The organism is Bacillus sp. VA13 (assembly GCF_055710085.1).
Window position 1 is genome coordinate 114,840 of the sequence record NZ_JBVQPP010000004.1, and the last position, 26,486, is coordinate 141,325.

At 44.6% G+C, this 26,486-nt stretch carries 29 protein-coding genes and 1 riboswitch; of the genes, 5 read left to right on the forward strand and 24 right to left on the reverse strand.

What is annotated here, in order from left to right; translation table 11 throughout:
- Positions 1 to 33: 33 nt before the first annotated feature.
- The 9 genes from rsbU to acpS form a co-directional block, all read right to left on the reverse strand.
- Complete coding sequence (rsbU, locus tag AC0C66_RS15945) at positions 34 to 1,041, reverse strand: phosphoserine phosphatase RsbU (protein WP_003225194.1); 1,008 nt, start codon at positions 1,039 to 1,041, stop codon at positions 34 to 36.
- 11 nt (positions 1,042 to 1,052) lie between these two features.
- Positions 1,053 to 1,454 (reverse strand): serine/threonine-protein kinase RsbT, encoded by a 402-nt coding sequence (rsbT, locus tag AC0C66_RS15950; protein WP_014112733.1) that lies wholly within the window; start codon positions 1,452 to 1,454, stop codon positions 1,053 to 1,055.
- Positions 1,455 to 1,457: 3 nt separating this feature from the next.
- Positions 1,458 to 1,823: an RsbT antagonist protein RsbS gene (gene rsbS / locus AC0C66_RS15955; protein WP_003225190.1), complete on the reverse strand. Its 366-nt coding sequence runs from the start codon at positions 1,821 to 1,823 to the stop codon at positions 1,458 to 1,460.
- Between the two features lie 4 nt (positions 1,824 to 1,827).
- On the reverse strand, positions 1,828 to 2,652 hold the full coding sequence (gene rsbRA, locus AC0C66_RS15960; protein ID WP_003240350.1) for an RsbT co-antagonist protein RsbRA: 825 nt from the start codon (positions 2,650 to 2,652) through the stop codon (positions 1,828 to 1,830).
- Positions 2,653 to 2,768: 116 nt separating this feature from the next.
- The gene (gene ndoA / locus AC0C66_RS15965; RefSeq protein WP_003156187.1) at positions 2,769 to 3,119 is read right to left on the reverse strand and encodes a type II toxin-antitoxin system endoribonuclease NdoA; all 351 of its coding nucleotides are present in this window, start codon (positions 3,117 to 3,119) and stop codon (positions 2,769 to 2,771) included.
- A gap of 4 nt (positions 3,120 to 3,123) precedes the next feature.
- Positions 3,124 to 3,405, reverse strand: coding sequence for a type II toxin-antitoxin system antitoxin EndoAI (gene endB, locus AC0C66_RS15970; protein ID WP_003225183.1), 282 nt, complete (start codon positions 3,403 to 3,405; stop codon positions 3,124 to 3,126).
- A gap of 115 nt (positions 3,406 to 3,520) precedes the next feature.
- Entirely contained in the window at positions 3,521 to 4,690 is a 1,170-nt protein-coding gene (gene alr, locus AC0C66_RS15975) for an alanine racemase (RefSeq protein ID WP_090557282.1), read from the reverse strand.
- A gap of 114 nt (positions 4,691 to 4,804) precedes the next feature.
- Complete coding sequence (locus AC0C66_RS15980; protein WP_072181690.1) at positions 4,805 to 5,821, reverse strand: LolA family protein; 1,017 nt, start codon at positions 5,819 to 5,821, stop codon at positions 4,805 to 4,807.
- A 164-nt stretch (positions 5,822 to 5,985) separates the two neighbouring features.
- Entirely contained in the window at positions 5,986 to 6,351 is a 366-nt protein-coding gene (gene acpS, locus AC0C66_RS15985) for a holo-ACP synthase (protein ID WP_014112730.1), read from the reverse strand.
- Between the two features lie 94 nt (positions 6,352 to 6,445).
- On the opposite strand from acpS, the gene AC0C66_RS15990 reads away from it, so the two are divergent.
- A complete protein-coding gene (locus AC0C66_RS15990; RefSeq protein WP_472973627.1) occupies positions 6,446 to 7,045 on the forward strand; it encodes a rhomboid family intramembrane serine protease in 600 nt (199 codons plus the stop codon).
- Here AC0C66_RS15990 and AC0C66_RS15995 read toward each other — a convergent pair.
- The 5 genes from AC0C66_RS15995 to AC0C66_RS16015 all read right to left on the reverse strand — a co-directional run bounded on the left by AC0C66_RS15995 (position 7,042) and on the right by AC0C66_RS16015 (position 13,582).
- Entirely contained in the window at positions 7,042 to 8,523 is a 1,482-nt protein-coding gene (locus tag AC0C66_RS15995) for a PH domain-containing protein (RefSeq protein ID WP_041520861.1), read from the reverse strand. The two genes, AC0C66_RS15990 and AC0C66_RS15995, sit on opposite strands and share 4 nt — an antisense overlap.
- Positions 8,513 to 8,992, reverse strand: a complete 480-nt coding sequence (locus AC0C66_RS16000) for a PH domain-containing protein (RefSeq protein WP_014112728.1) — start codon at positions 8,990 to 8,992, stop codon at positions 8,513 to 8,515. The genes AC0C66_RS15995 and AC0C66_RS16000 overlap by 11 nt, the downstream gene beginning before the upstream one ends.
- A 171-nt stretch (positions 8,993 to 9,163) precedes the next feature.
- Complete coding sequence (gene cshA / locus AC0C66_RS16005) at positions 9,164 to 10,648, reverse strand: degradosome RNA helicase CshA (RefSeq protein ID WP_014112727.1); 1,485 nt, start codon at positions 10,646 to 10,648, stop codon at positions 9,164 to 9,166.
- A gap of 400 nt (positions 10,649 to 11,048) precedes the next feature.
- Positions 11,049 to 12,422, reverse strand: coding sequence for a UDP-N-acetylmuramoyl-tripeptide--D-alanyl-D-alanine ligase (locus tag AC0C66_RS16010; RefSeq protein WP_072181693.1), 1,374 nt, complete (start codon positions 12,420 to 12,422; stop codon positions 11,049 to 11,051).
- A gap of 74 nt (positions 12,423 to 12,496) precedes the next feature.
- A complete protein-coding gene (locus AC0C66_RS16015; RefSeq protein ID WP_061186244.1) occupies positions 12,497 to 13,582 on the reverse strand; it encodes a D-alanine--D-alanine ligase in 1,086 nt (361 codons plus the stop codon).
- Positions 13,583 to 13,735: 153 nt separating this feature from the next.
- Between AC0C66_RS16015 and AC0C66_RS16020 the strand changes: the two genes are divergently transcribed.
- Positions 13,736 to 14,056, forward strand: a complete 321-nt coding sequence (locus AC0C66_RS16020; protein WP_072181694.1) for a thioredoxin family protein — start codon at positions 13,736 to 13,738, stop codon at positions 14,054 to 14,056.
- A gap of 14 nt (positions 14,057 to 14,070) precedes the next feature.
- Here the strand turns inward: AC0C66_RS16020 and AC0C66_RS16025 are convergent, their stop codons facing one another.
- Positions 14,071 to 14,943 (reverse strand): cation diffusion facilitator family transporter, encoded by an 873-nt coding sequence (locus AC0C66_RS16025; RefSeq protein ID WP_072181695.1) that lies wholly within the window; start codon positions 14,941 to 14,943, stop codon positions 14,071 to 14,073.
- Positions 14,944 to 15,188: 245 nt separating this feature from the next.
- Between AC0C66_RS16025 and AC0C66_RS16030 the strand changes: the two genes are divergently transcribed.
- Together AC0C66_RS16030 and fbpB are read left to right on the forward strand one after the other, a co-directional pair.
- Positions 15,189 to 15,353, forward strand: a complete 165-nt coding sequence (locus AC0C66_RS16030; RefSeq protein ID WP_003225157.1) for a Fur-regulated basic protein FbpA — start codon at positions 15,189 to 15,191, stop codon at positions 15,351 to 15,353.
- A complete protein-coding gene (gene fbpB / locus AC0C66_RS16035; RefSeq protein WP_072181696.1) occupies positions 15,307 to 15,486 on the forward strand; it encodes a Fur-regulated basic protein FbpB in 180 nt (59 codons plus the stop codon). Before AC0C66_RS16030 ends, fbpB begins: the two co-directional genes overlap by 47 nt.
- A gap of 24 nt (positions 15,487 to 15,510) precedes the next feature.
- On the opposite strand, the gene AC0C66_RS16040 is transcribed toward fbpB, so the two are convergent.
- The 9 genes from AC0C66_RS16040 to dctS all read right to left on the reverse strand — a co-directional run bounded on the left by AC0C66_RS16040 (position 15,511) and on the right by dctS (position 25,350).
- Positions 15,511 to 16,656 (reverse strand): acyl-CoA dehydrogenase family protein, encoded by a 1,146-nt coding sequence (locus AC0C66_RS16040; RefSeq protein WP_242734749.1) that lies wholly within the window; start codon positions 16,654 to 16,656, stop codon positions 15,511 to 15,513.
- 129 nt (positions 16,657 to 16,785) lie between these two features.
- Entirely contained in the window at positions 16,786 to 17,121 is a 336-nt protein-coding gene (locus tag AC0C66_RS16045; protein WP_014112722.1) for a hypothetical protein, read from the reverse strand.
- A gap of 94 nt (positions 17,122 to 17,215) precedes the next feature.
- On the reverse strand, positions 17,216 to 17,983 hold the full coding sequence (locus AC0C66_RS16050; protein WP_014112721.1) for an ABC transporter permease: 768 nt from the start codon (positions 17,981 to 17,983) through the stop codon (positions 17,216 to 17,218).
- A complete protein-coding gene (locus AC0C66_RS16055) occupies positions 17,976 to 18,902 on the reverse strand; it encodes an ABC transporter ATP-binding protein (RefSeq protein ID WP_072181698.1) in 927 nt (308 codons plus the stop codon). Before AC0C66_RS16055 ends, AC0C66_RS16050 begins: the two co-directional genes overlap by 8 nt.
- A 91-nt stretch (positions 18,903 to 18,993) precedes the next feature.
- Entirely contained in the window at positions 18,994 to 20,232 is a 1,239-nt protein-coding gene (locus tag AC0C66_RS16060; RefSeq protein ID WP_014112719.1) for a dicarboxylate/amino acid:cation symporter, read from the reverse strand.
- Between the two features lie 73 nt (positions 20,233 to 20,305).
- Positions 20,306 to 20,435: riboswitch (cyclic di-AMP (ydaO/yuaA leader) on the reverse strand.
- A gap of 48 nt (positions 20,436 to 20,483) precedes the next feature.
- The gene (locus AC0C66_RS16065; RefSeq protein WP_072565768.1) at positions 20,484 to 21,536 is read right to left on the reverse strand and encodes an AI-2E family transporter; all 1,053 of its coding nucleotides are present in this window, start codon (positions 21,534 to 21,536) and stop codon (positions 20,484 to 20,486) included.
- A 150-nt stretch (positions 21,537 to 21,686) separates the two neighbouring features.
- The gene (dctP, locus tag AC0C66_RS16070) at positions 21,687 to 22,952 is read right to left on the reverse strand and encodes a C4-dicarboxylate transporter DctP (protein WP_003225140.1); all 1,266 of its coding nucleotides are present in this window, start codon (positions 22,950 to 22,952) and stop codon (positions 21,687 to 21,689) included.
- Positions 22,953 to 23,072: 120 nt separating this feature from the next.
- Positions 23,073 to 23,753 (reverse strand): two-component system response regulator DctR, encoded by a 681-nt coding sequence (gene dctR, locus AC0C66_RS16075; protein ID WP_061186237.1) that lies wholly within the window; start codon positions 23,751 to 23,753, stop codon positions 23,073 to 23,075.
- Positions 23,743 to 25,350, reverse strand: a complete 1,608-nt coding sequence (gene dctS, locus AC0C66_RS16080; RefSeq protein ID WP_072565767.1) for a two-component system sensor histidine kinase DctS — start codon at positions 25,348 to 25,350, stop codon at positions 23,743 to 23,745. The genes dctR and dctS overlap by 11 nt, the downstream gene beginning before the upstream one ends.
- 69 nt (positions 25,351 to 25,419) lie before the next feature.
- Here dctS and dctB point away from each other — a divergent pair, with 69 nt between their 5' ends.
- Positions 25,420 to 26,472 carry a C4-dicarboxylate TRAP transporter substrate-binding protein DctB gene (gene dctB, locus AC0C66_RS16085; RefSeq protein ID WP_072565766.1) on the forward strand — a complete coding sequence of 351 codons (1,053 nt, stop codon included), beginning with the start codon at positions 25,420 to 25,422 and terminating at the stop codon, positions 26,470 to 26,472.
- Positions 26,473 to 26,486: the final 14 nt, after the last annotated feature.

The window sequence follows — 26,486 nt, forward strand, 5'->3', positions numbered from 1 at the left end:
CACTAATTGTCTTATACCCCCGGCTGGCTGACGCTAAACCTTTCTTCGCAAAACAATTAACGTAAAATCATCATGAAGCTGAAAGTCCTGCAATTTGAGGAGGCTGTCATAAATATTTTTGACCATTTCCTGCGCGGAGGAACACATATGTTCTTCAATAAGCTTTTGCAGATCAGGGCGCTCCAAGAAACCATTTTCCGTTCTGCATTCTGTGACGCCGTCAGAAAATAAAACAATCATATCACCCTTATCGAGATGCTGATCGAATTGTTTGTAGTCATAATCCTGTGAGATGCCGAGAACGAGTCCTTTGGCCTCTAAATCGTAAAACGTGTTGTCTTTTTGAGAATAATAGAATCCCGGTTCATGTCCCGCTGAAGCATATGTAAATTGATGCTTATCCATATTGTAATTTGCATAAAGCATCGTAATAAACATACTGGCATCCACATTTTGTTCAACAACCCGATTCAAATTTTTCAGCACCTGAGAAGGGTGTATGCCCGTTTCCGGCAAAGAGTCCATCGCGTATTTGATCATGGACATACAAAGAGCCGCCGGAATGCCTTTGCCGATCACGTCCGCGATTGCGATATTAATGGATTCCTTGTCTTTGACAAAGTGGTAGTAATCACCGCTCATCTGTTTAGCGGGCACACTGATGGCGCCGATATCCAGCGCTTCTTCCTGCGGAATCTTTGTTCCGAGCAGCGTCTGCTGGACATTTGCTGCGATTTCAATTTCTGATTTGATTTCCTGCTGTATCCCCCTGAGGGTTTGATGCTCCTGATAAGCCATTCCATATCCAATCATGACTTCTATTAAAAAATCCAGCGAATGAAAAACATCTTCCGGGAGACTCGGATACAGCTCCTTCAGCACTTTTCGGTGAATGCTGATGATTTCTTCCGGAGGAATTTGATGCTCGATTGTTTTTCGGCTGAATTTTTGGGCTTGATATAAAGATGTTTCTGTTAATTCGGCTATATATCGACTAAGCAGCTGATGATACCGCTGCTCAATAACCTCCCTAAAATCCACTTTCTTACCTCCTACCGAAGCCATTTAATGGCTTGTATCTCTGTTCCTTCCCCCGCTACGGAATTTAAACTGAATTCATCCATCAGCCTTTTCACGCCGGGAAGTCCCGCCCCGAGTCCGCCAGACGTTGAAAATCCGTCTTCCATGACCTTGCGGATATCAGGAATTCCCGGTCCTTGGTCTTCCGCTATGATTTTCAGTCCCTTTTTTCCTCTGTCAGAGACCTGTTCAATTCCAATCTGGCCTTTACCGGCATATAAATAAATGTTCCTGGCTAATTCTGAAATAGCCGTTGTAATTCTAGCCTGGTCTACCGTGCCGAAACCCAGTTCTTTTGCAACGTTTCGTCCCAGTTGTCTGGCGGCCACAATATCCCATTCTGTCATGATCTTTACACAGGATTGGTCGTTCATTCGCTATTCCCCCAATTCCCGCTTCAATGTCTCAAGCCCCTGCTCTAAGTCGAGCGCAGTTTCAATTTCCTCAAGTGCGATTCCGAGTTCAATCAGCGTAACTGCCACAGCAGGCTGAATTCCCGTTAAAACCACTTTTGCGCCCATTAGTTTAGACATCGTGATCACGTCGCCCAGCACTTTAGCGATAAAGGAATCAATCATGTCCACAGATGTCAGGTCAATGACAACTCCATTAGCGCCTGTTTCGTATATTTTATTTAATAAGTCTTCTTGAAAGGTTAATGCAGTTTGGTCATCGAGTTCCCATTGAATGGACACTAATAAGCAATTATACAGTTTCAAGATCGGGATTTTCGGATGTCTCAAAATGTTATTCCCCCAATGAAACAATTTTTCGATCTGTCATTTCCAATGCTGTTTGAATTCCTTTTTGCAGGGTATTCTTAGTAATAACTTGGGATAAATCAATCCCAAGGTTAACGATGGTCTGAGCAATTTCCGGACGGATTCCGGCAAGCAGGCATTTCGCTCCGACAAGCCTTACCGCTTCAGACGCCTGAATAATGTGATGGGCAACCATCGTATCGACAACAGGTACACCGGTAATATCAATCAGCACGACTTGGGAACGGTGTTTAACAACACCATTAAGCAAGTTCTCCATAATTCGTTTAGCACGTTCGGTATCAATTGTTCCGACAAGCGGCATCACGGTAATGTTTTCAAACACCGGGATGAGCGGAGCTGATAACTCCTGCAGCGCGATTTTTTGCAGGGATACTGTTTTCTCCCATGAGATTGAGTATTGGTTAAAGATTTCTGTATTAATCGGACTGAAAAAGCGGTCGATCTGCCAGATTAATTCCGTACTCTCTTGATCTGGCAATCTCTTATCGTTCATTTTCGTGTAGAGACGCTTCCAGAATTCAGCCAGCGCCGTAGCCAAAAACTTCAAAGAAAGCCCTATTTGGACGGCTCTAAGCGCCAGTTCGCTAATTTGGCTTTCAGCAGCGCTGTCATCCTTAACAGATGAGAGAAGAATGTCGATATACTCTTTAGATATATTTTCATACACTTGGTCAGTCAGCTGATATGATTCTTGTTCGCTTAATTCTTTTAGTGTGTCAGTCCACAGTTGGAGCAGTTCATTTTGATTCTCGGCAATGAACTGGTATACAGTCTGATTCGACATCAAATTCGCTTACCTCCCAATAAAAAACAACATATTTTTTTACGTTATTTCACTATTATATCGTTTATGTTTTTTGAAAACAAAAAAAGTTGCTCTATTTGAGCAACCTGCACATATGTCTAAAAATCAATGAGTGCCAAACTGATTTGTAAGGCTTCATCAACCTTATCCATCATTTCATCATCCAGATGAGTAATCTTATCCGTTAACCTTTGCTTGTCAATCGTCCGAATTTGCTCCAGCAAAATAACGGAATCTCTTTCAAAACCGTAGCGTTTTGCATCGATTTCGACGTGGGTTGGTAATTTCGCTTTCTGTATTTGTGCTGTTATGGCTGCAACAATAGCAGTTGGGCTGAAGCGATTTCCGATGTCATTTTGGATCACTAAAACCGGGCGCACCCCGCCTTGCTCTGAGCCAACAACAGGAGATAAATCAGCAAAATAAACATCGCCGCGTTTCACAATCAAATGATTATCCTCCGCTGACTAAGCGCTCAACTGTCGTTTCAGCCTCGCACTCCGCAAAGTGAGCCTCAGAAGAAATATTCAGGTTGATTTTCGCCATTTCCATATAGCCGCGTCTCATCAAATCACGGTTGTGACGAGTTGTTCGTTCGCTGACATACGCTCTCACTGCTTGTGATATCAGTTCGTTTCTGCTTCGTTTCTCCCGCATCGCTACACCATCCAATTCAGCTACTAGGTTTTCGGGCAAGCTGATTTTCATTTCGGTTCTTGCGCTGGATTCAGACAAAAAACATACACCTCCACCAAACTTACGGATACGACTCTTTTATCCATCCAGTGATAATGATACCATTATTCACTCTGCAAGCAAAGCTGTTTTATGAATTCTCCATTGAGATGAGCTATTTGCTTGTATTTTCCTGCAATAAAGGATTTCTTACTTCCATTATACTCCCATTTTCCAAAAACATACGGGGAACACGGGAACTAATTGTACAAGACACCTCGTAGTTGATGGTTTCGAGCCTGCCTGCAATCTCATCCATGGAAATGTATTCATCCCCTTGCCGGCCTATTAATGTGACTTTTGTGCCTGGCGGATATTCTTGATCCAGCTCCACCATAAATTGGTCCATGCAGATTCGGCCCGCTATTTTCAGCCGCTTTCCCTTCACAAGAATTTCGGTTCCTTTCAATTTTCGAAGCCAGCCGTCCGCATAGCCGACAGGCACCGTCCCGATCCATGTGTCTTTTTCCGCTGTGTATTCCGCTCCATAGCTGACGCTCTCGCCTTTTCTGATCAATTTGACATGAGACAGCGTCGAATGCAGGGTGAATGCAGGGCGCAGCTCAAACGGTATTTCATCCGTAATGTCGACTGACGGACGGAGGCCGTACATGCCGATGCCGAATCTGACCGCGTTAAAAAAGCCTTTTTTCAGGCGAAGGCCGGCGGCGCTATTCGCGCAGTGCACCATCATTTTCTTTAGCGGGAGCGGAGCAATCAGTTCTTTAAAGCGCTCAAACTGCTTTAAAAAATAGCCTCTTTCTTTTTCATCCGCTGTCGCAAAATGGGTAAATACCCCTTTGCATTTTAAACGGGGGTTGCGGTCAAGAATCGCCATCACGTGATGTACTTCTTCTTCTGTTTTTACACCTAGCCTGTTCATCCCCGTATCGACCTTCAAATGAAAATGAAGAGAACCTTTTTTCATGTGGCGGGCGGCTTCCTGAAGCCATTCAACAGAATAACCTGTTAATGTCAGGTCATATTCAGCCGCGATTTCCGCATACTCCGGAGGAACCGCGCCGAGCACCAATATAGGTGCCTTCAAGCCCTTCTTGCGCAGCGAAATCGCTTCATCCAGAATGGCCACAGCCAAGCATGAAGCACCTGCGTCAAGAGCCGCCTTCGCAGTTTCTGCGTCACCATGCCCGTAGGCGTTCGCTTTTACAACTGCCATCAGATGGACATGTTCGCCGATATGTTCTTTCATATTGCTGACATTTTCTTTTATCGCGGACAAGTCGATTTCCGCCCACGTATCTCTGTAAAAAGGTTTTGTGCTCATTATGACACTTCCTAGCTTTTATTCAATATCATTTACATATCATACTAAAATTAAAGGACAAAGGGAAACGATGCCTAACGAAAAAAAGGCCAAATCATGTTTGGCCTTCGGCGGTTATTTAGATGATTGTCCCTGCATGCTTTTCGCGACTGTCACCATTTCCTCTTTAGAAAGATCTTTAGAGGAGAGAAGGTAATCTACACCGTCATAGGTCCATGATAATGATGCATCCGACAAGGCGCCGATCGTGTAGCCGAGATTTACCGGTTCGCCGTTCATCGTAACTGAAGAAGAAGCTTTGGCAATCTGGGCTTTTTCCTGAATTAAGGTAAATGACTTTTCTCCTCCGTAAGTCATGATGATCCGCTTCCCGTCTTCAGTAGAAATATCTTTTTCTTCAAGCAGCTTTACGCCCAGCGGCAGTTCTAGCGGCGTTTTGACCGCGAACGTATCGGATGGCTTCGCGCTTGTGGCGACATCCATTTGGGAAAGAGTCATATTTTTCTTTTCGTCAAATGATTCTTTGTCGAATTGTTTATTAAATTCAAAGCTGCTGAATTCTACTTTCACCATGACTTTTCGGTCTGTATCCATGACTTTGACAGATGACGGGCTCATATCTTTTTTGTTAAACGTGATTTCTTGTGTTGGCAGCATTTTGTTATGCTGATAGTTCGTTTTTGTTTCGAATACGTATTTCTTTTCTTTGGCAGTAAAAACGGCATCCGAATCGTTTTGAACATCCTTTACGAGCGATTCAAACAAGTAGACCTGGCTGCTGTTGTTCGGCCAGTCGCTTTGAAACCTGAAGCTCTTATTTAAAGACGGCGTGAGAACAAATACTCCGTTTTCGTTTCGTAAAATGACTTGATTTTGGTCCTTTTTCGGATTTTCTAAATAAACCCTGTACAGAGACGGCTTTTTGTGCCAGATTTCCACATTGTATACTTGAGGCTCACTCCCTGTCTCGATGGTCATTTTTGCTTTTGCTTTGTACGAGGTGTATTCTTTCGCCTTTTCATCTAAACCGGTCACAATATCTTGCTGCGTTTTTTGCCCGCAGGCAGAAAGAATAAGGACAGCAAGCAGTCCCGTTAAAAGCAAAACAAAGCTTTTTCTCACCTTTTTCAACCCCTTTTTCTCAATTGATGTAAAAGGAAGAAATCGCTTGTTTGACTTTAACGGTACGCTCGGTACACGTTAGGCAGAACGGATGCGTACCATAAAAGCCTCAAACAACTTGTCTCCCTTAATGCACTATCAAATATATGAGCGGGGTTTCCCTAATATGCAGACTAGCTTGACAACCTTTCAATGACAACCTGCGCGGCTGCATATTCCTTTGTATGAGTGATCGATACGTGAACGGCGGCCTGACTCAGCTTCGCGCAAATGATATAAGGCTTGCCATTTTGGTCTTTCTTAATTTCAATGTCCTGAAAACTGAGCTGCTTCCCTATACCAGTGCCATATGCTTTCGAGAATGCTTCTTTTGCCGCAAATCTGCCCGCGAGAAATTCGATTTTTCTTTTCTCTGAAAGCTCATGATATTGGTCAAGCTCGCTTCGAGTTAAAATCCGTCCAGCAAATCTTTTTTGACGTCCGGCCATAGAAGCGATCCGTTTAAGCTCGGTGATGTCTAGTCCAATGCCGTAAATCATGTGTGATAACCTCCTTTGCGTACGTACTATTTGAAAGGTTTGTCTCATAAACGTGTTACTATAGAAATACCAAAATGAAGAAAAGGGGCTCGGAATGTTTATACGGACCGAAAATTTTCAAACGTTTATCAAGCTTTATCCCATTGTCACCTTTATATTGGCCTTGCAAGCTGTTCTCTGGCTGTTTTTTTCACTTCCTGTCCATTCAGTCGTGTTATGGAGAGATGCGGTCACAGGCTATAATTTAGGCGTCGCAAACGGTGAATGGTGGCGGCTGATCACTCCCGTTTTGCTGCACGCCGGTTTTACCCATCTGCTGTTCAATTCCATGTCCATCTTTTTATTTGCCCCGGCTTTGGAACGCATGCTGGGAAAAGCGCGTTTCCTTCTTGTGTACGCTGGCTCCGGCATCATCGGCAATATCGGCACATATGTTACAGAGCCGCTTGATTACGTGCATGTTGGGGCTTCCGGCGCAATTTTCGGGCTGTTCGGCGTGTACCTGTTTATGGTTCTTTTTCGCAAAGAACTGATCGGGCAAGAGCATTCCAAAATGATTCTCACACTGCTCGCATTTGCCGTTCTCATGTCGTTTATCAACTCCAATATTAACATGATGGCCCATCTGTTTGGACTTTGCGGCGGGTTTCTTCTCTCGTTTTTATGTGTGCAAAAAAAAGAGCGGCGGTATTAACCGTCCGCTTTTTCATATGAATACCAATTTAAAATGAAGTCTGCATCCTCTTCCCCTACATCCCTCACCGTTAATTCTTCCATATGGCTTGATGATTTTACCGAGGTAGAAATGGTATACAGGCGGCCTTTCTTTTGAAAATAGGATTGGCTGAACTTGCAAACCTGCATTCGCCTATTCAACACAATCGCGGTTGTTCTGCCGATAAATCTTGAGGTCAGCTGAAGACGGTCCTCGTTAATCGTCCATGCTGTATCCTTAAATGCGAGGTAGCCGAAGATCAATTCAATCGGCAGCAGGATGATCGACAGATAGCCCCATGGCTGAAAAAAGATACATAATGGGATAATCAAAAAGAGTGAAAAAATGACGGAACGGAACAGATATCGTTTCAACGCGCGCCGCGGCAGGCGGCGGACGTTTTCTTCCAGCGTATATTCCGGCGTAAATGTCCGGAGCATGTGCGGAAGCTTTTTTTTATGAATCATCGGAAAAAGAATGGTCAAAGCGCCCTCTTCTTTTTCCCGGTCGCCTCCGCCCGCGCTGACGATGGACACCGTCACAAAGCCGAAAAGCTGGCGGATGATGTTTTCTTTTATTTTAATGGCTTGTATTTTTCGAAGCGGAATCGTGACTTGATGTTTTTCAATAATTCCCCTTGAAATCACCAATTCCTGCTCTTTTTTTATGATTTGAAAGTTCGCGTATTTAAACATCATACCGGCGATGCTGAACACCCAGGCGATAAATAAACCAATAAAAATGAGTACCGCATAAATGCCGATGCTCGCGTGCTGAAGGAAGGAAAATTTATCAAAGAACCAATCCATCGGCAGCACTTCGTCAAGCTGGGTAAAAAGCGCAAATACAGCGGAGATAATCACTCCGATTCCCCCAGATGTAGAAGCGGCCATGAGCAACTCTTTCACGTTCATCCGATAGTGCTCTTGCGGCTCAACGGCCGGAATGAACTCCTGCTCAGCTTCAAGCCATTCTTCCTCTTGTTCGCTTTCGTGCCTTTGCGCTTTTTTCTTAAAGACGGCTTCCTTGATGCGTTCGGCTTCTTCAACAGAAATAGCAGAAAGAACAGCTTCCGCCTCCTTGCCTCCGCCTGCCGTTTCAATTTGCAGCTTCACAAGCTTAAAGATTTGCTGGACCACACCCGCGCTCGTATTCATCGTTTGAATCCGATCGATCGATATGTATCGCTTTTTCGTGACAAACAAGCCTTCTTCGATTCTGAATTCATCATCTTCAATTCGATAGGTAAACCTTCTCCATTTGATGATGCTTGCGGCTATAAGCCAGATGAACAGCACACCGAGCGCAATGGCTCCGTAAAAACGGACAGTATTGTTTGAATTGACGATATACACAAAAAAGAATGGCAGAATGATATTTTTTATCGTTTGAATAATGGTATGGCATAAATTCAAAATGACTGCCGCCGGGTGCAGGCGTTTCGGTTCAGACATCATCGTCAGTCACCCTTGCCAGACGGGAAATGGAGTCTCTCAGCCGATCCGCTTCCTCCATCGCCAAAGCGGGGATCGAGTGAACGGTCGCGGCCGTGGAAATTTTTACGGTTGCCAGGTTGTACTTTTTCAATAACGGCCCTTGTGACGTATCGACGTGCTGAACTCTGACCATCGGGACAATCACACGCGTCACCACAAAAATACCTGACTGAATATCTATTTCATGTTCATGGACTTCATAGCGCCACACTTTATGACGGATCTTTGGAATGATAAAGACCGTCACAACCGAACCCAGCAGCCAAGCAGCGCCGAGTCCGCCGCTGATCCAGTACGGCCAATGAAAATAATAGCTTAATACCGCAACTGCTATGACGATAAGCAAGCAAACAGCGGATATGATGATCTCTTGAAGTCGCCAAACCTTTAATCCGTCTGGACTGATTTGGTTTTTTGGCTGGTCTCTCAAAATACCTACCTCCCGATTTTTCGTCGTTACTTATACGTCTCTTATACAGAAAGGTTTCATTCTTAAGCATACAGAGAAAAATGGCATCCGTCAGCTGAAAGTTTGCTGAATAGCCAATCGCGAACATAAAAAAGCCCAAAACGTCATGTTTTGGGCTTTCAATCGATAGAATTAGTAAGATTTTTTCTGGCGTCTGTCACCTGAAGAACGGCGATCGTTTGAACGCTTTTTGTCATAGGAAGAACGGTTGTTGTTTTTCCCTTTTCCGCCGCGGTAGCCGCCGCCTTGTCCGTCTCTGCGTTTAGAAGTGCGCTGGTTCTTGTAGCGTTTGCTGACCATCGGCGCTTCGTCTGTTAAGCGAACTGGTGTGTTGTCCGGCTCTTTTGTAGACATTTTGATAGCAGCCGCAACCACTGTTACTGCATCATGATCTTCAAGCAGCTCAGCTGCCGCTGTCATGTAGAAGTTTAGGTTGTTTTCACTGATTGCCGTGCGAAGACGTTCAACAGTAACCTGCTGCTGGCCTTCTAACGCTTCATCAAGTGTAGGCTCCTTCATGCGGTCCATTTTGCGTTTTGTTGTTTGTTCAATTGCGCGAAGCATGCTTTTCTCACGCGGTGTAATAAACGTCATCGCCATACCTGTTTTTCCTGCACGGCCAGTTCTTCCGATACGGTGAACATAGCTTTCAGGATCTTGAGGCACGTCGAAGTTGTACACGTGTGTGACGCCTGAGATATCAAGTCCGCGAGCGGCAACATCAGTTGCAACAAGAACTTCGATTGCACCTTCTTTAAATTTACGAAGCGCAACCATACGTTTTGCCTGCGTTAAGTCACCGTGAATTCCTTCAGCCGCATATCCGCGAAGGTTCAGGGCTTCAGCCAGCTCATCGACACGGCGTTTTGTACGTCCGAATACGATCGCAAGCTCAGGAGACTGAATGTCAAGAAGGCGAGTCAGTGTATCGAATTTTTTGCGTTCTTGCACTTCCAAATAGAACTGCTGAATGTTAGAAACCGTCATTTCTTTTGCTTTTACTTTTACGTGTTCCGGCTCAGTCATAAAACGCTCTGCAATGCGTTTGATCGGCGCTGGCATTGTAGCAGAGAACAGAAGTGTCTGATGCTCGCTCGGCACGTTTGAAAGAATAGATTCAATGTCGTCAATGAATCCCATGTTCAGCATTTCATCCGCTTCATCCATTACAACAGTGTTTACATTGTTTAAACGAATTGTGCGGCGGTTGATGTGGTCAAGAAGACGTCCAGGTGTTCCGACAATAATATTCGGATTCTTCTTTAACGCCCGGATTTGCCGTCCAATATCCTGTCCGCCGTAAATAGGAAGAACCTTCGCACGTTTATCTTGTCCGATTTTATATAATTCTTCAGATACTTGAATGGCTAATTCACGGGTTGGCGCGATTACGATTGCTTGAATATTAGGAGACTCGGGGTTAATTTTTTCAACAAGGGGTATACCAAACGCAGCTGTTTTACCTGTACCTGTTTGCGCTTGTCCAATGACGTCTTTATTTGAAAGTCCGAGCGGTATCGTTTGTGCCTGAATCGGTGTTGCTTCTTCAAATCCCATACGATTAATTGCTTTCATGAGATCAGAACTTAAATTAAAATCTTGAAACGTTATAGTCAAATTATTCAAACTCCTTCTAATTGCTGTTTCAGTAATGTCGTGATTTACCACTTATAAAACTGCCCTTTAGACAAAAAGGACAGGATCCATCCGTATACAAAGCCCGAATTACTTTAAGTTTTATCTTACCATTACACTAGTTGTTTTTCAATAAGATGAGAAGCAGATCGGCTTCTCGAATATGCCGGCTGCTTCTCCATCCGCTCCCCTGTATCCGGCGGAGAACTTCGGGTCAGCGGATGAAAAGTCCGGGCGAATATGTTCGTATCGCGAAATAACCTATATATATTGTATCATAGCCGCAGCCGGCCAGATATACATAATTTCCGTCCGGCATACATTAGTGTTTGCACATCATGTTATTTTATGATGCAATATGCGGTTTTTCCGCAAGATTTTTTTACGAACGCGGGCTCTCTATTAAATCTTTAACGATTTCTTCAAGCTTCATACCTCTGGACGCTTTGAATAAAATTAAATCTCCTTTTGACGCGTTTTCCTTCACAGCTTGGAGGAGATCTTTTTTCTCAGTGTAATGGCTGACGCGTTCTTTCTCAAAGTGTTTCAGTGCGCCTTCCGCGATAAAAGCTCCCAGTTTTCCGTACGTAAAGACGCGGTCAATTTTCTCAGGGCTGATCACAGCGCCGCACTCTTTATGGAATGTTTCTTCAAGATCGCCGAGTTCAAGCATATCGCCGAGCACGAGCATTTTTTTCCCGTAGCCTTCAAGACTTTCTGTCAATTGAATCGCAGCCTTCATGGAAGTCGGACTGGCATTATAAGCGTCATTGATTATCGAAATGCCGCTGTCTGTTTTGATGAGTTCAAGTCTCATGCCGGTTACCTTTAGACCGCTCAGTCCTTTTGCCGCATCCTCAGGCGTGATGCCGAAATAAACCCCAGCAGCAATCGCAGCCATGGCGTTCATGACATTATGCTTGCCAAGTATCGGAATAAAAAACGTTTTTTCCATCCCTTTGATCGTAAAATGGGTTCCTTCCTCGCTCTGGCTGACATCCTGAAGCTGATAATCATTATGCGCTCCCGTACCGTACGTTTTCGTCTGGCAGCTGTATGCATTTTGAAGGAGCGGTTCGTCTCCGATATAAATCAGCACCCCGTCTTCTTTTAGCCCATTAATGATTTCAAGCTTCGCCTCCGCGATACCTTCTCTTGAGCCAAGGTCTTGCATGTGGGATTCGCCGATATTCGTAATGACTGCAGCATCCGGGTTTGCCAGGCGGGACAGAAGATCAATTTCTCCTTTGGCGCTCATTCCCATCTCCAATACAGCGATCTCCGTATCTTCAGGCATGGCTAAAACCGTCAGCGGCAGACCGATGTGATTATTGAAGTTTCCTCCTGTTTTGTGGACACGGTATCGGGTTCCCAGGACGGCGTGAATCATATCTTTCGTTGTCGTTTTGCCATTGCTTCCAGTTACCCCGATGACACGGGTGCCAAGCTCCTGCAAATAAGCTTTTGCAAGCTGCTGAAGAGCGGAAAGGGTGTCGTCCACTAAGATCACGGCTTGATTCTCGGGCGGGTTTGGTTCTGACCGATCCCAAAGAACGGCCGCTACACCTGCTTCAAAAGCCTGCGGCACAAAAGTGTGGCCGTTGAAATGTTCCCCTTTCAGCGGGATGAAAAGCTGCTGTTGTTCCAGTTTTCTTGTATCAGTTGCCACTCCATGAATGACTGTTTGTTCATATTGCGGATTTGTCAGTGTGCCTTTGACCATCTCCGCAATGTTCTTTACTGTTCGTTTAATCAAGTGAGGTCCCTCTCTTTCTTTTGTATATACGGGAAAAGACACTGCCCTCTGACCGGCAGTGTCCATGTTTATTATTAAAATGTATGCTTAATCAATTGTTTTTCAGCATGGCGTTCTTTTGCAAGCTCCACAAGCTGTTCAATCAGGTCAGCGTATTCCACTCCAGCCTCTTTCCAGAGGAGCGGAAACATGCTGAAAGGTGTAAAGCCAGGCATTGTGTTGACTTCATTGATCAGAACTTCGCCGTCAGCTGTCAGGAAAAAGTCCGCTCTGACGAGTCCCGAACCATCGATCGCTTTAAACGCCTTGATCGCCATATCACTGATTGTTGCGTATTCCTCATCGGTCACAATTGCCGGAATCATCAGATCAGTATCTCCATCCTCATATTTCGCTTTGTAATCGTAGAAATCTGTCTTCGGTGCGATTTCTCCCACAACAGAGCATTTAGGATCGTCATTTCCAAGAACACCGATCTCGATCTCGCGGCCGTTAATTCCTTCTTCAACGACGACTTTGCGGTCGTATTGGAATGCAAGCTCAAACGCTTTTTGCAGTTCTTCGCGGTTTCGGCATTTGCTGATTCCGACACTTGAGCCAAGGTTCGCCGGTTTTACGAAGCAAGGATAGCCTAATTCCTGTTCGACCTGCTCACAGCTTTCTTCCGGAGAACGAGTCCAGTCTTTCTTAAGGAAAGCAGCGTATTTAGCCTGAGCAAGGCCGGCTTGCGCGAATAAATGTTTCATGACAACTTTATCCATGCCAGCTGAGGAAGCAAGCACACCGTTGCCGACATAAGGAATATTCAACAGTTCGAGCATTCCTTGGATCGTACCGTCTTCTCCGTTCGGTCCGTGGAGGAGCGGGAATACGACGTCGATGGCTTCATTTTGCTGTGACGCTTCCTGCGGAAACATCTCCTGGTTTAGGGCAGCTGGAGAAAACGCACTGCCTCCTTGCTCAAATTGAAGCATTTTCACGTTTGAAACAGGCTCAGTTAAACGGGCGCCTTTTACCCATTCGCCTTTTTCTGTTATATAAATCGGATGTATATCAAACTTCTCAGTATTTAGCGCTTTGATTACAGCCAGAGCTGTCTGCAGGGAAACATTATGTTCTGCCGACTTTCCTCCGTACACTAATCCTAGACTTGTTTTCAATGGATACTCCCCCCACTACAATTCATCTTTACTATCTTATCACTTTCACAAGAAAATGATCTAATTATTTTTGGGCATGCTGATGTTGAATGCATTTGTATGTAATTCCTTTTTATTTTATATTAAAATGGCATTGAAAAGGAGATGTGACATATGAAAAAAATCACGACAAACGAACAATTTAACGAACTGATTCAATCTGATAAAGAAATTATCGTAAAGTTTTATGCTGATTGGTGCCCAGACTGCACGCGCATGAATATATTCATCGGCGATATTTTGGAAGAGTACAATCAAAACGATTGGTATGAGCTGAATAAGGACGAGCTTCCTGAACTGGCTGAAAAATACCAAGTAATGGGTATTCCTAGCTTACTTATCTTCAAAAACGGTGAAAAAACAGCTCACCTTCACAGCGCCAATGCCAAAACGCCTGAAGAAGTGACTGAATTTTTATCTGAACATATAAGCTAATTCGTTAAACAGCCTTATTTTATGTCGTCAGGCTCTACATGAACATGAACATGAGTCACATCGTGTTCATGTTTTATTTTGTCTTCTACTTCATCCGCCACTCCATGACCTTCTTCTACTGTAAGCTTCGGATCAACCGTAATGACCATTTCGATATGAACTGTGCTTCCTAGATACCTCGCTTTCACATCTTTTAGACGATGTACATTCTCGATCCTGCCGACGGTCTGTTTGTAAGGCTCAAGATCTTTTAAATGAAAACCGTCTGTTAAAGAATGTGAAGCGTCTTTAAAGATGTCCCATGCTGTCTTGCAGATGATGATACCGATGATAAAAGCCGTTACCGGATCGATCCACGGCAGCTGCAGCTGGGATGACATCACACCGATAAATGCTCCGGCACTTACAAAAGCGTCTGACCTGCTGTCCTTTGCCGCTGCCATCAGGGCAGAGCTTTTAATGGACGCTGCCAGCCTTTTGTTATATAAATAGATGCCATACATAAACACAGCACTGCCTAACGCCGTCCATGCAGCGATAAGACTTGGCGTTTCCGTTGTTCCGCCCGCAATCGCTCTTCCTCCGCCGATTAACACTTCAATGCCGACAACCATCATAATAAAAGACGCAACAAGAGACGAAATCGTTTCAGCCCGATAATGGCCATATGGATGATCGCTGTCAGCCGGCCTTTGGGAAATACGCAATCCAATCAGCACAGCTACTGACGCAACAATATCTGTTCCATTATTTAATCCGTCTGCTCTCAGCGCTTCGGAATGATATAAAATCCCGATTACAAGCTTCACAACAGCAAGGATGACATATGCCAAAATATTGAGGAGCGCTCCTTTTTCTCCTTTTTTTAGATTTTCTGTCAGCTCCATGAATACCAGCCTCCATTCTATTACATAGTATGGTTCAAAACATAAAAAATAGAGCGGCAACATTCATAAGAGGGACATTTCGACAGCAAATTATTGCCCGGGAAACTTTTTGTCGATCTGTTGAATGTTTGCCAATTTGCGAAAGAATAGGACTGTTTTCACCTTTACAGACTATTGTGGACATTGTATACTGGGGTTAATTGATAATGATTATCAATATCGTTCGATTGGAGGTTGGTGACATAATGACACCTCAGTCTGCTGAAATCAGAAAAAAACAGCTCATTCATCTGTTAATACAGAATGGTATATACAAAAAGTCAAAGCGTCATTTGTATGAATTGTCGCTAACGGAGTTAGAAAGTGAATACAAACATGTCAGGAGGGCACCGGAGCATGCCGAAGCGTAAAATAAAAACTTACCAACAGCTGATCCAGGAAAACAAAGAGGCGATTATGGGCAATCCAAAGCTGATGAATGTCATTTATGACAGGATCGACCGCAAGCATCAAAAAAATCTGCAAGAGCAAAACAATACATAAAAAGAGCCGGGATGGCTCTTTTTTTCATGACTCAAACGCTTCCGTAGCCAGCTTTTGGATCACCGCGTCATCCATCGGCGGGTTATGGAGACCGGCGCGCACATCACGGTAATAGCGCTGAAGCGGGTTGGTTCGTTCAAGGCTTTTGGCTCCGACAATTCTCATCGCTTTATCGACGATAGACAGCGCAGCATTTGTGACGATATGTTTCGCCGCACCGAGCTCGCTTCTCAAGTGAGGGCGGCGCTCCGGATCGTCATATAATTGAGCGATATGGAAAAGAAAATGTCTGGCATTGAGCAGTTCAAGCTCCATTTCGCCTGTTCTTTGCTGTACGGCCGGAACATTCTTGATCGGTCCCTTCAAACTGTTTGGAGAATACTCAGATGCAAATTGCACCGCATAGTCTCGCGCCGCTTGAGCAATGCCAAGATAAATCGCCGGGATGTGAAGCAGCCAGCCATTCGGCTTAGCTCCCCGAGGTCCTTGAAGCAATTCCACCAGTTTCTCCTCATCAAGCGTTACCTCATTCAGTACAAGGTCATGGCTTCCAGTCGCCCGCATCGCGATCATATCCCACGTTTCTTCAATCGACAAACCGGGATCATCTTTATGAACGAGAAACACGCCTGTTGTTTGTTTTTCCTCAATCCATGCCGTCACTAAAAAATAATCCAGTGCTTGTGACATCGTCGTAAAGGTTTTTCTTCCGTTTACTGCCCATTTGCCATCCTTTTTGACGGCGTTTGTACCGGGACGCCCTCCTCTTGTCGGACTTCCGGTTTTCGCTTCTGTCGCCGCCCTGTTGATGACGGCTCCGTTTTGAACTTCCTTTGCAATATACGCAAACACGTCTTTATCCCAGCTATTGCCTTCTCCAAGCTCTCCGATTACGCTCAAATGCCAGCCGATGCTCAGTGCTGCAGGAGCATCTCCCCGTGCCAGCCGTTCTTGAAACAGGAGCATATCGTAAACAGAAATGCCTCCTCCTCCATGAGATGCCGGCAAAGTTAATGCCGTATACCCAGCATCACGCAGTTTTTGTATTTTTTCTAAAGGAAAACGTCCTTGTTCGTCATCTTCAGCTGCTGTTTGCTGAAATTCATCCGCAATCCGTCCGATTTTCTCCATCCATTGCCGCTGTTGATCGTTTTGTATAAATAATGACATCCGGCAGCCCCCCAAGTTTTAATTCCGATAAATTTAATATGTATTATAGATTTCCTGCCATTATTCCGCAACTGTTAACCTTTTGTCCGGTATAGAAAAACACGCCGTTCCCCCAAGGGAACAGCGCGCTTACACAGGATTTGCATCCCGGTCTTGTTTCATGCCGAGATAAATCAGCATATATGTCAGGTAACCCATTGTCATCACCAGGCCGCCAAAGAAAAAGCTCGAGAAGATTGGCTCTTCAAAAGCAGTCACTGCCGCAAGCACAATCCAGCTGGCATACAGATAGATGATAAAATAACGGACGCCCGTCTTCATTTTATATATCATGTACAGCCCCACGAGAGAGAACAACCCAAGCGCGAGTCTGAAATAAACAAGATGTTCAAACTGAAACATGAATGACACAAATGAGAATCCAAGCAGCAATACAATCGGTAAAGCGGTAATAAAGTTCCTCAATCGAGACACCTCCGTCAGTACCTTTAGTATAAACCAAAATATCAAATGATATTGATTTACGTGAGCTTTTTCACAAAAATGTCATTCCTTGCCTTTACACCCGGACATCCCGTTTACAGAAGCACCACCAGCCAACGGCGATGAAGAATATGGCATGTATGATGATAATCCCTGCTGAAAATAATGGTGTCATGCCGGAAAACAACGCTGTTGCTCCGCTTCTGTATTGCGTAAAGTCAGTATTGGCAAAAAGCAAAAAGCTGCCCCATTTGTTTTCAAAGAGCTTCATGAGCTGGACAAGTGTACTCGCTCCGTATAAAACGACAAAAGAAACAACAACTGCTACCGCGCTGTTGCGGAACAGTGAAGAACAAAGCAGCCCGAATAATCCCATCATTACGGCTTCAAGCCAGTTTGAGCCGATCAGCGCTAAGGTGTTGATCAGCAATGTCTTTGATTCCGCGCTCACGGATGTGCCGAAAAAGACGAGACCGAATAATAATGCCAAAATGTAGTATGCCAGATACAAATAAAAGCTGACCATTACGACTGTGATTAATTTTGACCAAAAAACCTTTTGGCGTTTAACAGGACGGATGAGCAAAAATTTGATCGTCTTTTTATCAAATTCCATCGAAACAATTGTCGCTGCAATCACGATCGTTAAAGCTTGCAGCAGGATGTTCAGACTCGGTGTATACGATAAATAGCCGATGAAGTTTTCATCCGTTCCGGCACTGATGACAATCCGTTTAATGATCAAGGCCATGAAAAATTGAAAGACCGCCATCAGGATAAGAGATACCAACGTGACCTTCCGATTAAAAAGTTTCATATGTTCATTCCAAATTAATTTAGACAAGCTCTTCTCCCTCCTCTTGATGAACAGTTGTCGCTTTTATGAATTCATCTTCAAGTGATTGCGTATAAGGCGTAATGGAAAAGACATTCAGGTCTTGTCCGACAAGTGAACGATTCAGCTCCGGAATGTTTTCTTTAGCTACCTCAACAACAATCGCCCTGTCTTGCCGCTCTGCTTGATATTGATTGCCTGCCAGCCAATTGAGCGCTTTTTCTTCCGGCTGCACTTCAATGATCGCTTTTTCTGTTTTTTGATCTGTTCCATGTAAGCTGACTTCCGCTTTGATCTCGCCTTTTTGAATGATGATGACACGATCACACAGATCTTCAACCTCACGCAATAAGTGAGTGGCGAACAGGACTGCTGTTCCTTCCTTTTCTGCGAGCTCCTTAATATGATCGCGAAAATCCTTCATGCCGGCGGGATCAAGACCGTTTGTCGGTTCATCTAAAATAAGAAGCTTCGGCCGGTGAAGAATCGCTTGTGCAATACCAAGACGCTGGCGCATGCCAAGGGAATAGGTTTTCACCTTATCATGAATCGCTGATGTCAGCCCTACACGTTCCACTACTTCATCAAGCCGTTCATCCGTTATTTTTTTGTGCATATTCGCAAAGTGCTTGAGGTTTTCCCATCCTGTCAGGTACGGATAGAACTCAGGATTTTCGACGATCGCTCCAACCGCTTCCATCGCTTTTTCAAACTCTGTATCATGCTGAAATCCGCTGATTGTCACACTTCCGCTGTTTTGTTTTAATAACCCGACGATGATACGGATGAGTGTTGTTTTTCCGGAACCATTAGGACCGAGCAGGCCGATGATTTCGCCCTCCATGACGTCCATGCTGATCTGTTTTAAAATCTGTTTAGACCCAATCTTTTTATCGAGGCCTTCAATATGTAAAATCGGCTCAGCCATAAAGCCTTCCTCCTTTTTCGACAAAAAATAAACAGTGCCCAAAAATTAGGCACTGTTTGTATTATAGCATTTGTTGCTTCCAAATGTTTGGTTAAACCGATAGAGTCGGCGTTTGCTCAGGCTGTTTGTTCTTTTCTGTTTCTGTAATAATGACGGCGCAGGCCGCGTCTCCTGTTGTGTTCACCACTGTACGGAGCATATCAAGCAGACGGTCAATTCCAAGAATTAATCCGATTCCCTCGACAGGCAGGCCGACAGATTGAAGCACCATGGCGAGCATAATCAAGCCGACTCCAGGAACACCCGCGGTACCGACACTTGCTAACACTGCCGTCAGTATCACCATCAGCAGCTGAGTGAATGTCAGATCATGCCCGAATACCTGCGCAATGAAGACAGTGGCTACCCCTTGCATGATGGCTGTTCCGTCCATATTAATTGTAGCACCGAGCGGCTGGACGAAGCTGCTGATCGGCTCAGGCACTTTTAATTTTTTCTGGGCCACATCCATGGATACCGGCAGGGTCGCATTGCTGCTGGAAGTACTGAATGCAACGACCATAACCTCTGAGAAATTTTTAAAGAACGTAATCGGATTTCTTCTGGCTATAAGCGCAACCGTAGATCCGTAGGTAACGACTGCATGTATCAGTAATGCAAGGGTTACCACAATCATGTACAAGCCCATCGCTTTCATTGCACTGAACCCTTGGCTTCCGATAGCTGTCGCAATCAGACCGAATGTACCATACGGAGCGAACTTCATTACAAGATTCACCAGGTACATCATCAATTCATTTCCTTGTTCAACAACTTTGAGAAGCATATCCGCTTTTTTTCCTAGCATTGTAATCCCAAGCCCTACAAAAATGGCAAAAGCGATAATTTGCAGCATATTTCCTTCCGTCATCGCTTGCACAGGGTTGGTCGGAATAATGTTTAACAGGGTGTCCGCAATACTTGGCGCTTTTTCAGCAGTGAATTCGGCAGACGATGTATCATACGTTCCAAACTCTCCCGGTTTGATGACAAGAGCTAAAATGATGGCAATGGTTATCGCCACTGCTGTCGTGACGAGAAAATAAGAAATCGCCTTTACACCGATTCTGCCAAGCTTCTTAGGATCGCCCAGCCCGGCTACTCCGAGTGTCAATGAGAAAAAGACAATCGGAACGACAAGCATTTTAATGAGGTTTAAAAAGATGGTGCCCAGCGGCCCGAATACAAATTTATTTAAATTTTCAAATAATTCAGGTGATGTTACGTTAAGAATAATCCCCGTCACCGCACCTAGCACCAATGCAATGATTATCTTTGTAGCCAGTTTCATCCGCATTCCTCCCTTTTTTGAAAAAAAGCCCGCGAGAGACTCCCGTGGGCTTTGGCTGTAACTTCAAACCACAGGACTCTCTCTTCACGCTGATGAGGTTAGCTGACGGGTTCGGACGAAGAGATGTCCGTTTTTCAGATGAAAAATTAACCCCAAAAGATTGGGTCCCCCACTCCTTTAAAAGGATTAAGCGTGTGGCTTACTATTGTATGATTTAGTTTATTTATACAGAAAAGATCCAATTTTGTAAACTATTTTTTGTTACTTTTCTCTTGGAATCTTTTGGGTCCTTCTTCCTTGTTGGTGACATCAAGAATATCTAGGAGAAACACAAAGATCGGAATCCCGATAATTAGACCCCAAATGCCGAAAAAGTGCTCAGAGAAAATGAGTACTGTGAAGGTGAAAAAGATCGGCAGCTCCGTTTTCGCAGACATCAGCTTCGGATTTAAGAAATACGTTTCGATCGCATGTATGGCGAATATGACAAGCACAATGTAGAGCACATACATTCCGCCGCCAGTGCTGTAAGCGATAATACTGAGCGGGATCAGAGAAATGACGACGCCTGCTACAGGGATCAATCCAAGGAAGAACACCATAATAGAAAGCCCAAACAGCTGCGGGAAATGCATAATCCAAAGCGCGATAAACGTCAGAATACAGTTGACGAGCGCAATGATGAATTGAGCCTCAAGCACCTTGCCGAACGTTCTTGCAAATTTGCTTCCGAAAAAAGCAATTTCCTCATAAAAGACCGCCAGTTTGCTCGTTTTAAATTTCGCCATGAATTCAGAAAGCCGTTTTTTCTCAAATAAGAAAAACATGCTGAGAATGAGCGCCATTACGATCTGCAAGCCAAATGTGCTGATATCGGCCAGATACGTATACACCACATTGAAACCCTCTTTGACATATGAACTGACATTAATATCTCCGAAAACACTGGTGATCTCATCAAAGAAAGGGATGGTGTCCGGGTGATACGCAATATGTTTAATCTGCTTTACCAGCTGCTGAATCTGCGCCGCGACGACAGGATAAAATACAAACCCCCCGACTGTAAGCAGCACAGCCAGCAACATGTAAAGAAACGTAATGACCACCCGCTGGCTCACACGGAAGAACTGGCTTAAAAACTGCCGTACGACAAGCTCCAAACGATCCATAAGAAATGCGAAAATGAAAGTCAGCAATATTAAGTTGATCATGCTCTTAAATAGGTATAACACACCAGTTAACACGACAAAGACGGAAAAACGCCTTACTCCCGGGTGCTGAAAAAATTTAACTAAAGCGGCCATTTATACACTCCTGTTAGGACAAACGTCCTTCATTCAATATAGTATCCATTTGTAAATTATATAACAAAAAAATGCTGAGGTCTCTGTCCTCACCTTAATTATTCTTAAACAATTAAAAAAAACGGCCCCATGGATGGGCCGTTCTTTTTTTCAGACTGCTGTTTTCATTTTTTTCATGCCTTCTACAGCCTCTATGCTTTTTGCTTCATCGAATTCATTTTCGCTTTTTGCAACAATAATCGTGGCGATTCCGTTTCCGATCAGGTTCACAATCGCTCTTCCTTCACTCATAAAACGATCGACCCCAAGCAGGAGTGCAAGACCCTCCAGCGGAATGACCTGAAGCGCTGACAGTGTTGAGGCAAGGACGATAAATCCGCTTCCCGTCACACCGGCCGCTCCCTTCGATGTCAGCATCAGAACGAGGATAATTGTAATTTGCTGGCCGATGCTGAGGTCTACTCCAAACACCTGTGCCAGAAAAACCGTCGCCATTGATAAATAAATGGATGTGCCGTCAAGGTTAAATGAATAGCCCGTCGGAATGACAAGCCCGACAACCGATTTCGAACAGCCGTAGCGCTCCATTTTATCCATCATTCGCGGAAGCACTGATTCTGAAGAGCTTGTGCCAAGCACGATCAGAAGCTCATCCTTAATGAAGCGCAGGTAATTCCACAGGCTGAATCCGTAAAGCTTGCAGATGAGATTTAAAGCAACAAACACGAACAGGAACATCGTAATATAAACAGACATCATTAAGCTTGCCAGAGGCTTGATGGAATCGAGACCGAAGTGCCCGATCGTATACGCCATCGCCCCGAATGCCCCGATTGGCGCGGCACGCATGATGTAGCCGATGATTTTGAAAAAGACGTGAGAAATCTTGTCGAAGAAATCAATCACGCTTTTCCCCTTTTCACCTAATGCTGCAAGACCGACTCCGAAAAGAATAGAAAAGAATAAGACCTGCAAAATGTCCCCTTTTGCGAAGGCATCAACCATGTTGGACGGAACAATGTGTGTGATAAATTCAATCCAGTCGATTCCCTGACCGCCATTTTGCGTGTATTGTGATACATCTCCCTTTTCAAGCTTGCTGTAATCAAGACCCGCGCCCGGCTTCATGATATTGACGACAAATAAACCGATAATGAGTGCGAGGGTAGTGACAACCTCGAAATAAATAAACGCTTTTCCCCCTACTTTTCCAACCTTCTTCATATCGCCCATTTTTGCAATCCCGAGAACGATTGTGAAGAAAATGATTGGGGCGATCACCATTTTAACAGCGTTGATAAATGTATCGCCAAGCGGCTTCATTTCTTTGCCGACATCCGGCCAGACCAGTCCGACAATGACCCCAATGATGACCGCAGTTATGACCTGAACTGTTAAATTTTTAAACAGTTTCATATCCTGCATTCCCCCTGTCCTATTCACCTTTGTGTCTTTCTTACTAGAATGATAGCGTTTTCATACAGTCTGGGGAAGTTTATGATCATAACGGACATTTTGGTCTTTTTGGTCTCAGGTTTATCCTTTAAACACGTAGCGGTTGACGGGCCTGCCGACTCCGCCGTATTGAACGTCCAATTTAATGGTTCCGGTTTTTTCAAGATAATCAAGGTATCGTCTAGCTGTCACTCTGGCGATGCCGAGCGCCTTGGCGACCTCTTCCGCAGAAAGAGATGCAGTTTGCTGTTTCAAAAAAGCAGTAACTTCATTCATCGTGAAATGATTCAGCCCTTTCGGCAAATCCTGTACGGCCTGCTGCGGAATATTCAGGATCGCATCGAGCTGTTCCTGGGATAGCGTATCGCTCGCTTCTATTTTTTGTTTATATTGCTTGTACTTTTCAAGTGCCTGTCTCATTCGCTCAAGCTTAAACGGTTTTAAGATATAGTCAGCCGCTCCATTTTGCAGCATAAGAGAGATCGTTTCTTTGTCTTTTGCAGCGGAAACGACGATGACATCCACTTCAAGTTTTTGCTTTCTGATCTCCTGCAAGGTTTTGATTCCGTCTTTTTTCGGCATGTACACATCGAGAATGACGAGGTCGGGCTGTTTTTCTTTAATCAGCTTAATGCCTTCTTCTCCGTTTCCCGCTGTTGCACAGACAGTAAAGCCCTTGACAGTTGTGATGAAATCCTTGTTTACCTCTTGAACCATCGGATCGTCTTCAATGAGCAGAACCTTCCATTCCTTACGAGCCATGCTGTGCTTCCTCCCCCTTCATTGGAAAAACGATAGAAAAAGATGTTCCCTGTCCCGCGTGTGAATCAACTTCTATCGTGCCCGATCCTTTGTCTGTGATTTGTTTTACTAAATACAGGCCATAGCCTGTGCCGCCTGTTTTATTGACCGTAAATCCTTTGTCGTAAAGGTGCGGCATGTGTGTCGGTTCAATCCCGCAGCCGTTATCTTCTATTAAAATAGCAAGGATATCATCCGTTTGTTCGATACTAATGTCAATTCGTTTGTCATCAGATTGAACGGTTTCAAATGAGCCGAAGGCATTTTCAATCAGATTCCCCAAAAGCACGACGATATCATGCTGGTCAACATGCTCGGGAAATTGCTGAAGGCTGCTGTTTTCATCAATATGAACAGCAATGCCGAGCTCCCTTCCTCTTCTGATTTTACTTAATAGAAGGCCCGCCGCGGCGTCATTTTGAATCGAGCGGTGCAGAAATTCAGTCACATTTTCCTGCTCAGTTGATGCCTGGAATGCAAGCTGCAAGGCTTTTTCAGATTTCCCCAGCTGGATGAGGCCGGCGATTGTATGCAGCTTATTCATATGCTCATGGTTTTGAACGCGGAGCGCCTCCACAAAGTTTTTGACGCCCGTCAATTCCTCTGCCATCTTGGCGGCTTCCGTTCTGTCCTGAAAAATAGCGACGGCGCCGATGACTTTTTTCTTCATGACAATCGGAATTCTGCTGCTCATGATGACCTTTCCGCTGACGCGAATTTCTTCATTATAAACCGCTTTGTTCCGCTCCACGATTTCGGGCAGGCGCGAATCCTTGAGAACGTCCCAAATCACCTTCCCGACCAAATCCCCCTGCACCTCAAAGATCTGTTTCGCTTTTTCATTGAAAATTGTAATGATAAGTCGATTGTCAATGGCAATTACGCCTTCATTCATTGAGTGAAACGTCGCTGTCCGTTCTTCATACATTCGGACAATCTCATGTGGCTCAAGCTGAAACATTTGTTTTTTGATATGGCGCGCCAGCAGAAAGGACCCTGCAAGGCCGAAGCCTAGTGTCAGCACAACGATGAATGTAATATCTCGCTTTAAATGAAGCAGGATGTCTGCGATCCCCGGCAGTGTTTTCCCGACAAGCACCACGCCAATCTGGTTCAGATCATGATCCTTCACCGGATAAAAAGCCCGGACCGCCGTGCCGATCTCACCCTTTGCTTCTGAGAAATAAATGTGCTCCGCAAACGCCGCCTCTTCGTCTGCACCCTTAGATTTCTTGCCGATGCTTGTGCTGACAGGATGCGTATATCGGATGTGATTCATATCCATGACGACAATATAGTCTGCTTCATTAATCATCCTGATTTCTTCAACCGCATGGCGAACCGCTTCTGTTTGTTTGTTTCTCGCCAAGGCCTCTTTCACTTCTGTCATCTCTGACACCGTCCGGGCCGTATTCATCAAACGTTTTTTCAGCTCCCGCTCCTCTGTATGCTGGATATTGCCAATGAGCACAATGCCGCCGATCAAAAAGGAGAAAATGACGAGTATATAGGATAAGATCGTGATTTTCCAACGGATTGAGAGCTTCTTTTTGTTCATCAGCTTCTCCTTTCAGGTCTTTACGAATGGCATTGTCCCCACTATCCTTAATGAAGGGGAGGGGTTTTCATGAAGAGTTTCCTTGCATGTCTCGCACTGATGATCGCCGGAATTGCAACCGCTTTATTTATCGGATTCCATGATCATACCGGCAGTGAAGAGATTGTTTATGATGACGACCAGGAAGGCTTACAGGATCAAATCGTGTTTAAATTCAGCCATGTGGTTGCCGAAAATACGCCGAAAGGGCTGGCCGCCAATAAATTCGCCGAGCTGGTGAACGAAAAATCAGGCGGGAAAATTAAAATTGAAGTGTTCCCGAATGGTAGCCTGTATTCGGACATCGAAGAAATTGAAGCATTGCAAAACGGCGACGTTCAATTTATCGCCCCCTCCACATCGAAGCTCGGCATGCTCTCGCCTGAATGGGGCGTGCTGGATCTTCCGTATGCATTTACAGATTACGATGCTGTCAAAAAAGGGCTGAACGGCAGCATCGGCACACAGCTGTTTGATTCTCTAAAGAAAAATCAATTAAAAGGACTCGCCTATTGGACAAACGGCTTTAAGCAAATCACGACAAATCAAGGACCGGTCAAAGGCCCGGATGATTTAAAAGGACAAGATCTCCGCATTATGCAAAGCGATGTGATAGAGGATCAGTTCAAGCTGCTTGGCGCAACACCTCATCAGGAATCCTTCAATTCTACCTTTCAGCTGTTAGAAAACAATGTAGTCGATGGCGAAGAAAATACAATCTCAAACATCTATTCTAAAAAATTTTATAATGTTCAGGACTATTTGACAATAAGCAGCCACGGTTATCTCGGCTACGCTGTCATGACTGATGAGCATTTCTGGAACGCGCAAACACCGGAAACAAGGCGCATTTTGACTGAAGCGATGAAGGAAACGACGGAGTGGAACGAAACGTATGCCGAAGAAATGAACAAGGAGCAGCTGGAAGAAATCAAAAAACATTCATCTATTAAAATCTACGAGCTGTCAGATAAAGAGAAAAAAGAATGGATGAAACGCCTTGATCCTGTTTACCGGCAGTACGAGCCCATCTTCGGCCGGAAGCTGATACAGGAGCTTTTAGAGCTGCGAGAGGATTCGTAATACCCATCTCGATA

Excerpts from the sequence above, each read along its gene's own strand:
- AC0C66_RS15995 (WP_041520861.1), bottom strand. The coding sequence starts at position 8,523 with ATGATGTCTGAACCGAAACGCCTGCACCCGGCGGCAGTCATTTTGAAT.
- AC0C66_RS16025 (WP_072181695.1), bottom strand. The coding sequence starts at position 14,943 with ATGGAGCTGACAGAAAATCTAAAAAAAGGAGAAAAAGGAGCGCTCCTC.
- dctR (WP_061186237.1), bottom strand. The coding sequence starts at position 23,753 with ATGGCTCGTAAGGAATGGAAGGTTCTGCTCATTGAAGACGATCCGATG.
- AC0C66_RS16040 (WP_242734749.1), bottom strand. The coding sequence starts at position 16,656 with ATGTCATTATTTATACAAAACGATCAACAGCGGCAATGGATGGAGAAA.
- rsbT (WP_014112733.1), bottom strand. The coding sequence starts at position 1,454 with ATGAACGACCAATCCTGTGTAAAGATCATGACAGAATGGGATATTGTG.
- dctS (WP_072565767.1), bottom strand. The coding sequence starts at position 25,350 with ATGAACAAAAAGAAGCTCTCAATCCGTTGGAAAATCACGATCTTATCC.
- acpS (WP_014112730.1), bottom strand. The coding sequence starts at position 6,351 with ATGATTTACGGCATTGGACTAGACATCACCGAGCTTAAACGGATCGCT.
- dctP (WP_003225140.1), bottom strand. The coding sequence starts at position 22,952 with ATGAAACTGTTTAAAAATTTAACAGTTCAGGTCATAACTGCGGTCATC.
- alr (WP_090557282.1), bottom strand. The coding sequence starts at position 4,690 with ATGAGCACAAAACCTTTTTACAGAGATACGTGGGCGGAAATCGACTTG.
- AC0C66_RS16065 (WP_072565768.1), bottom strand. The coding sequence starts at position 21,536 with ATGGCCGCTTTAGTTAAATTTTTTCAGCACCCGGGAGTAAGGCGTTTT.
- AC0C66_RS16060 (WP_014112719.1), bottom strand. The coding sequence starts at position 20,232 with ATGAAACTGGCTACAAAGATAATCATTGCATTGGTGCTAGGTGCGGTG.
- AC0C66_RS16020 (WP_072181694.1), top strand. The coding sequence starts at position 13,736 with ATGAAAAAAATCACGACAAACGAACAATTTAACGAACTGATTCAATCT.
- AC0C66_RS16030 (WP_003225157.1), top strand. The coding sequence starts at position 15,189 with ATGACACCTCAGTCTGCTGAAATCAGAAAAAAACAGCTCATTCATCTG.
- AC0C66_RS15990 (WP_472973627.1), top strand. The coding sequence starts at position 6,446 with ATGTTTATACGGACCGAAAATTTTCAAACGTTTATCAAGCTTTATCCC.
- AC0C66_RS16055 (WP_072181698.1), bottom strand. The coding sequence starts at position 18,902 with ATGGCTGAGCCGATTTTACATATTGAAGGCCTCGATAAAAAGATTGGG.
- dctB (WP_072565766.1), top strand. The coding sequence starts at position 25,420 with ATGAAGAGTTTCCTTGCATGTCTCGCACTGATGATCGCCGGAATTGCA.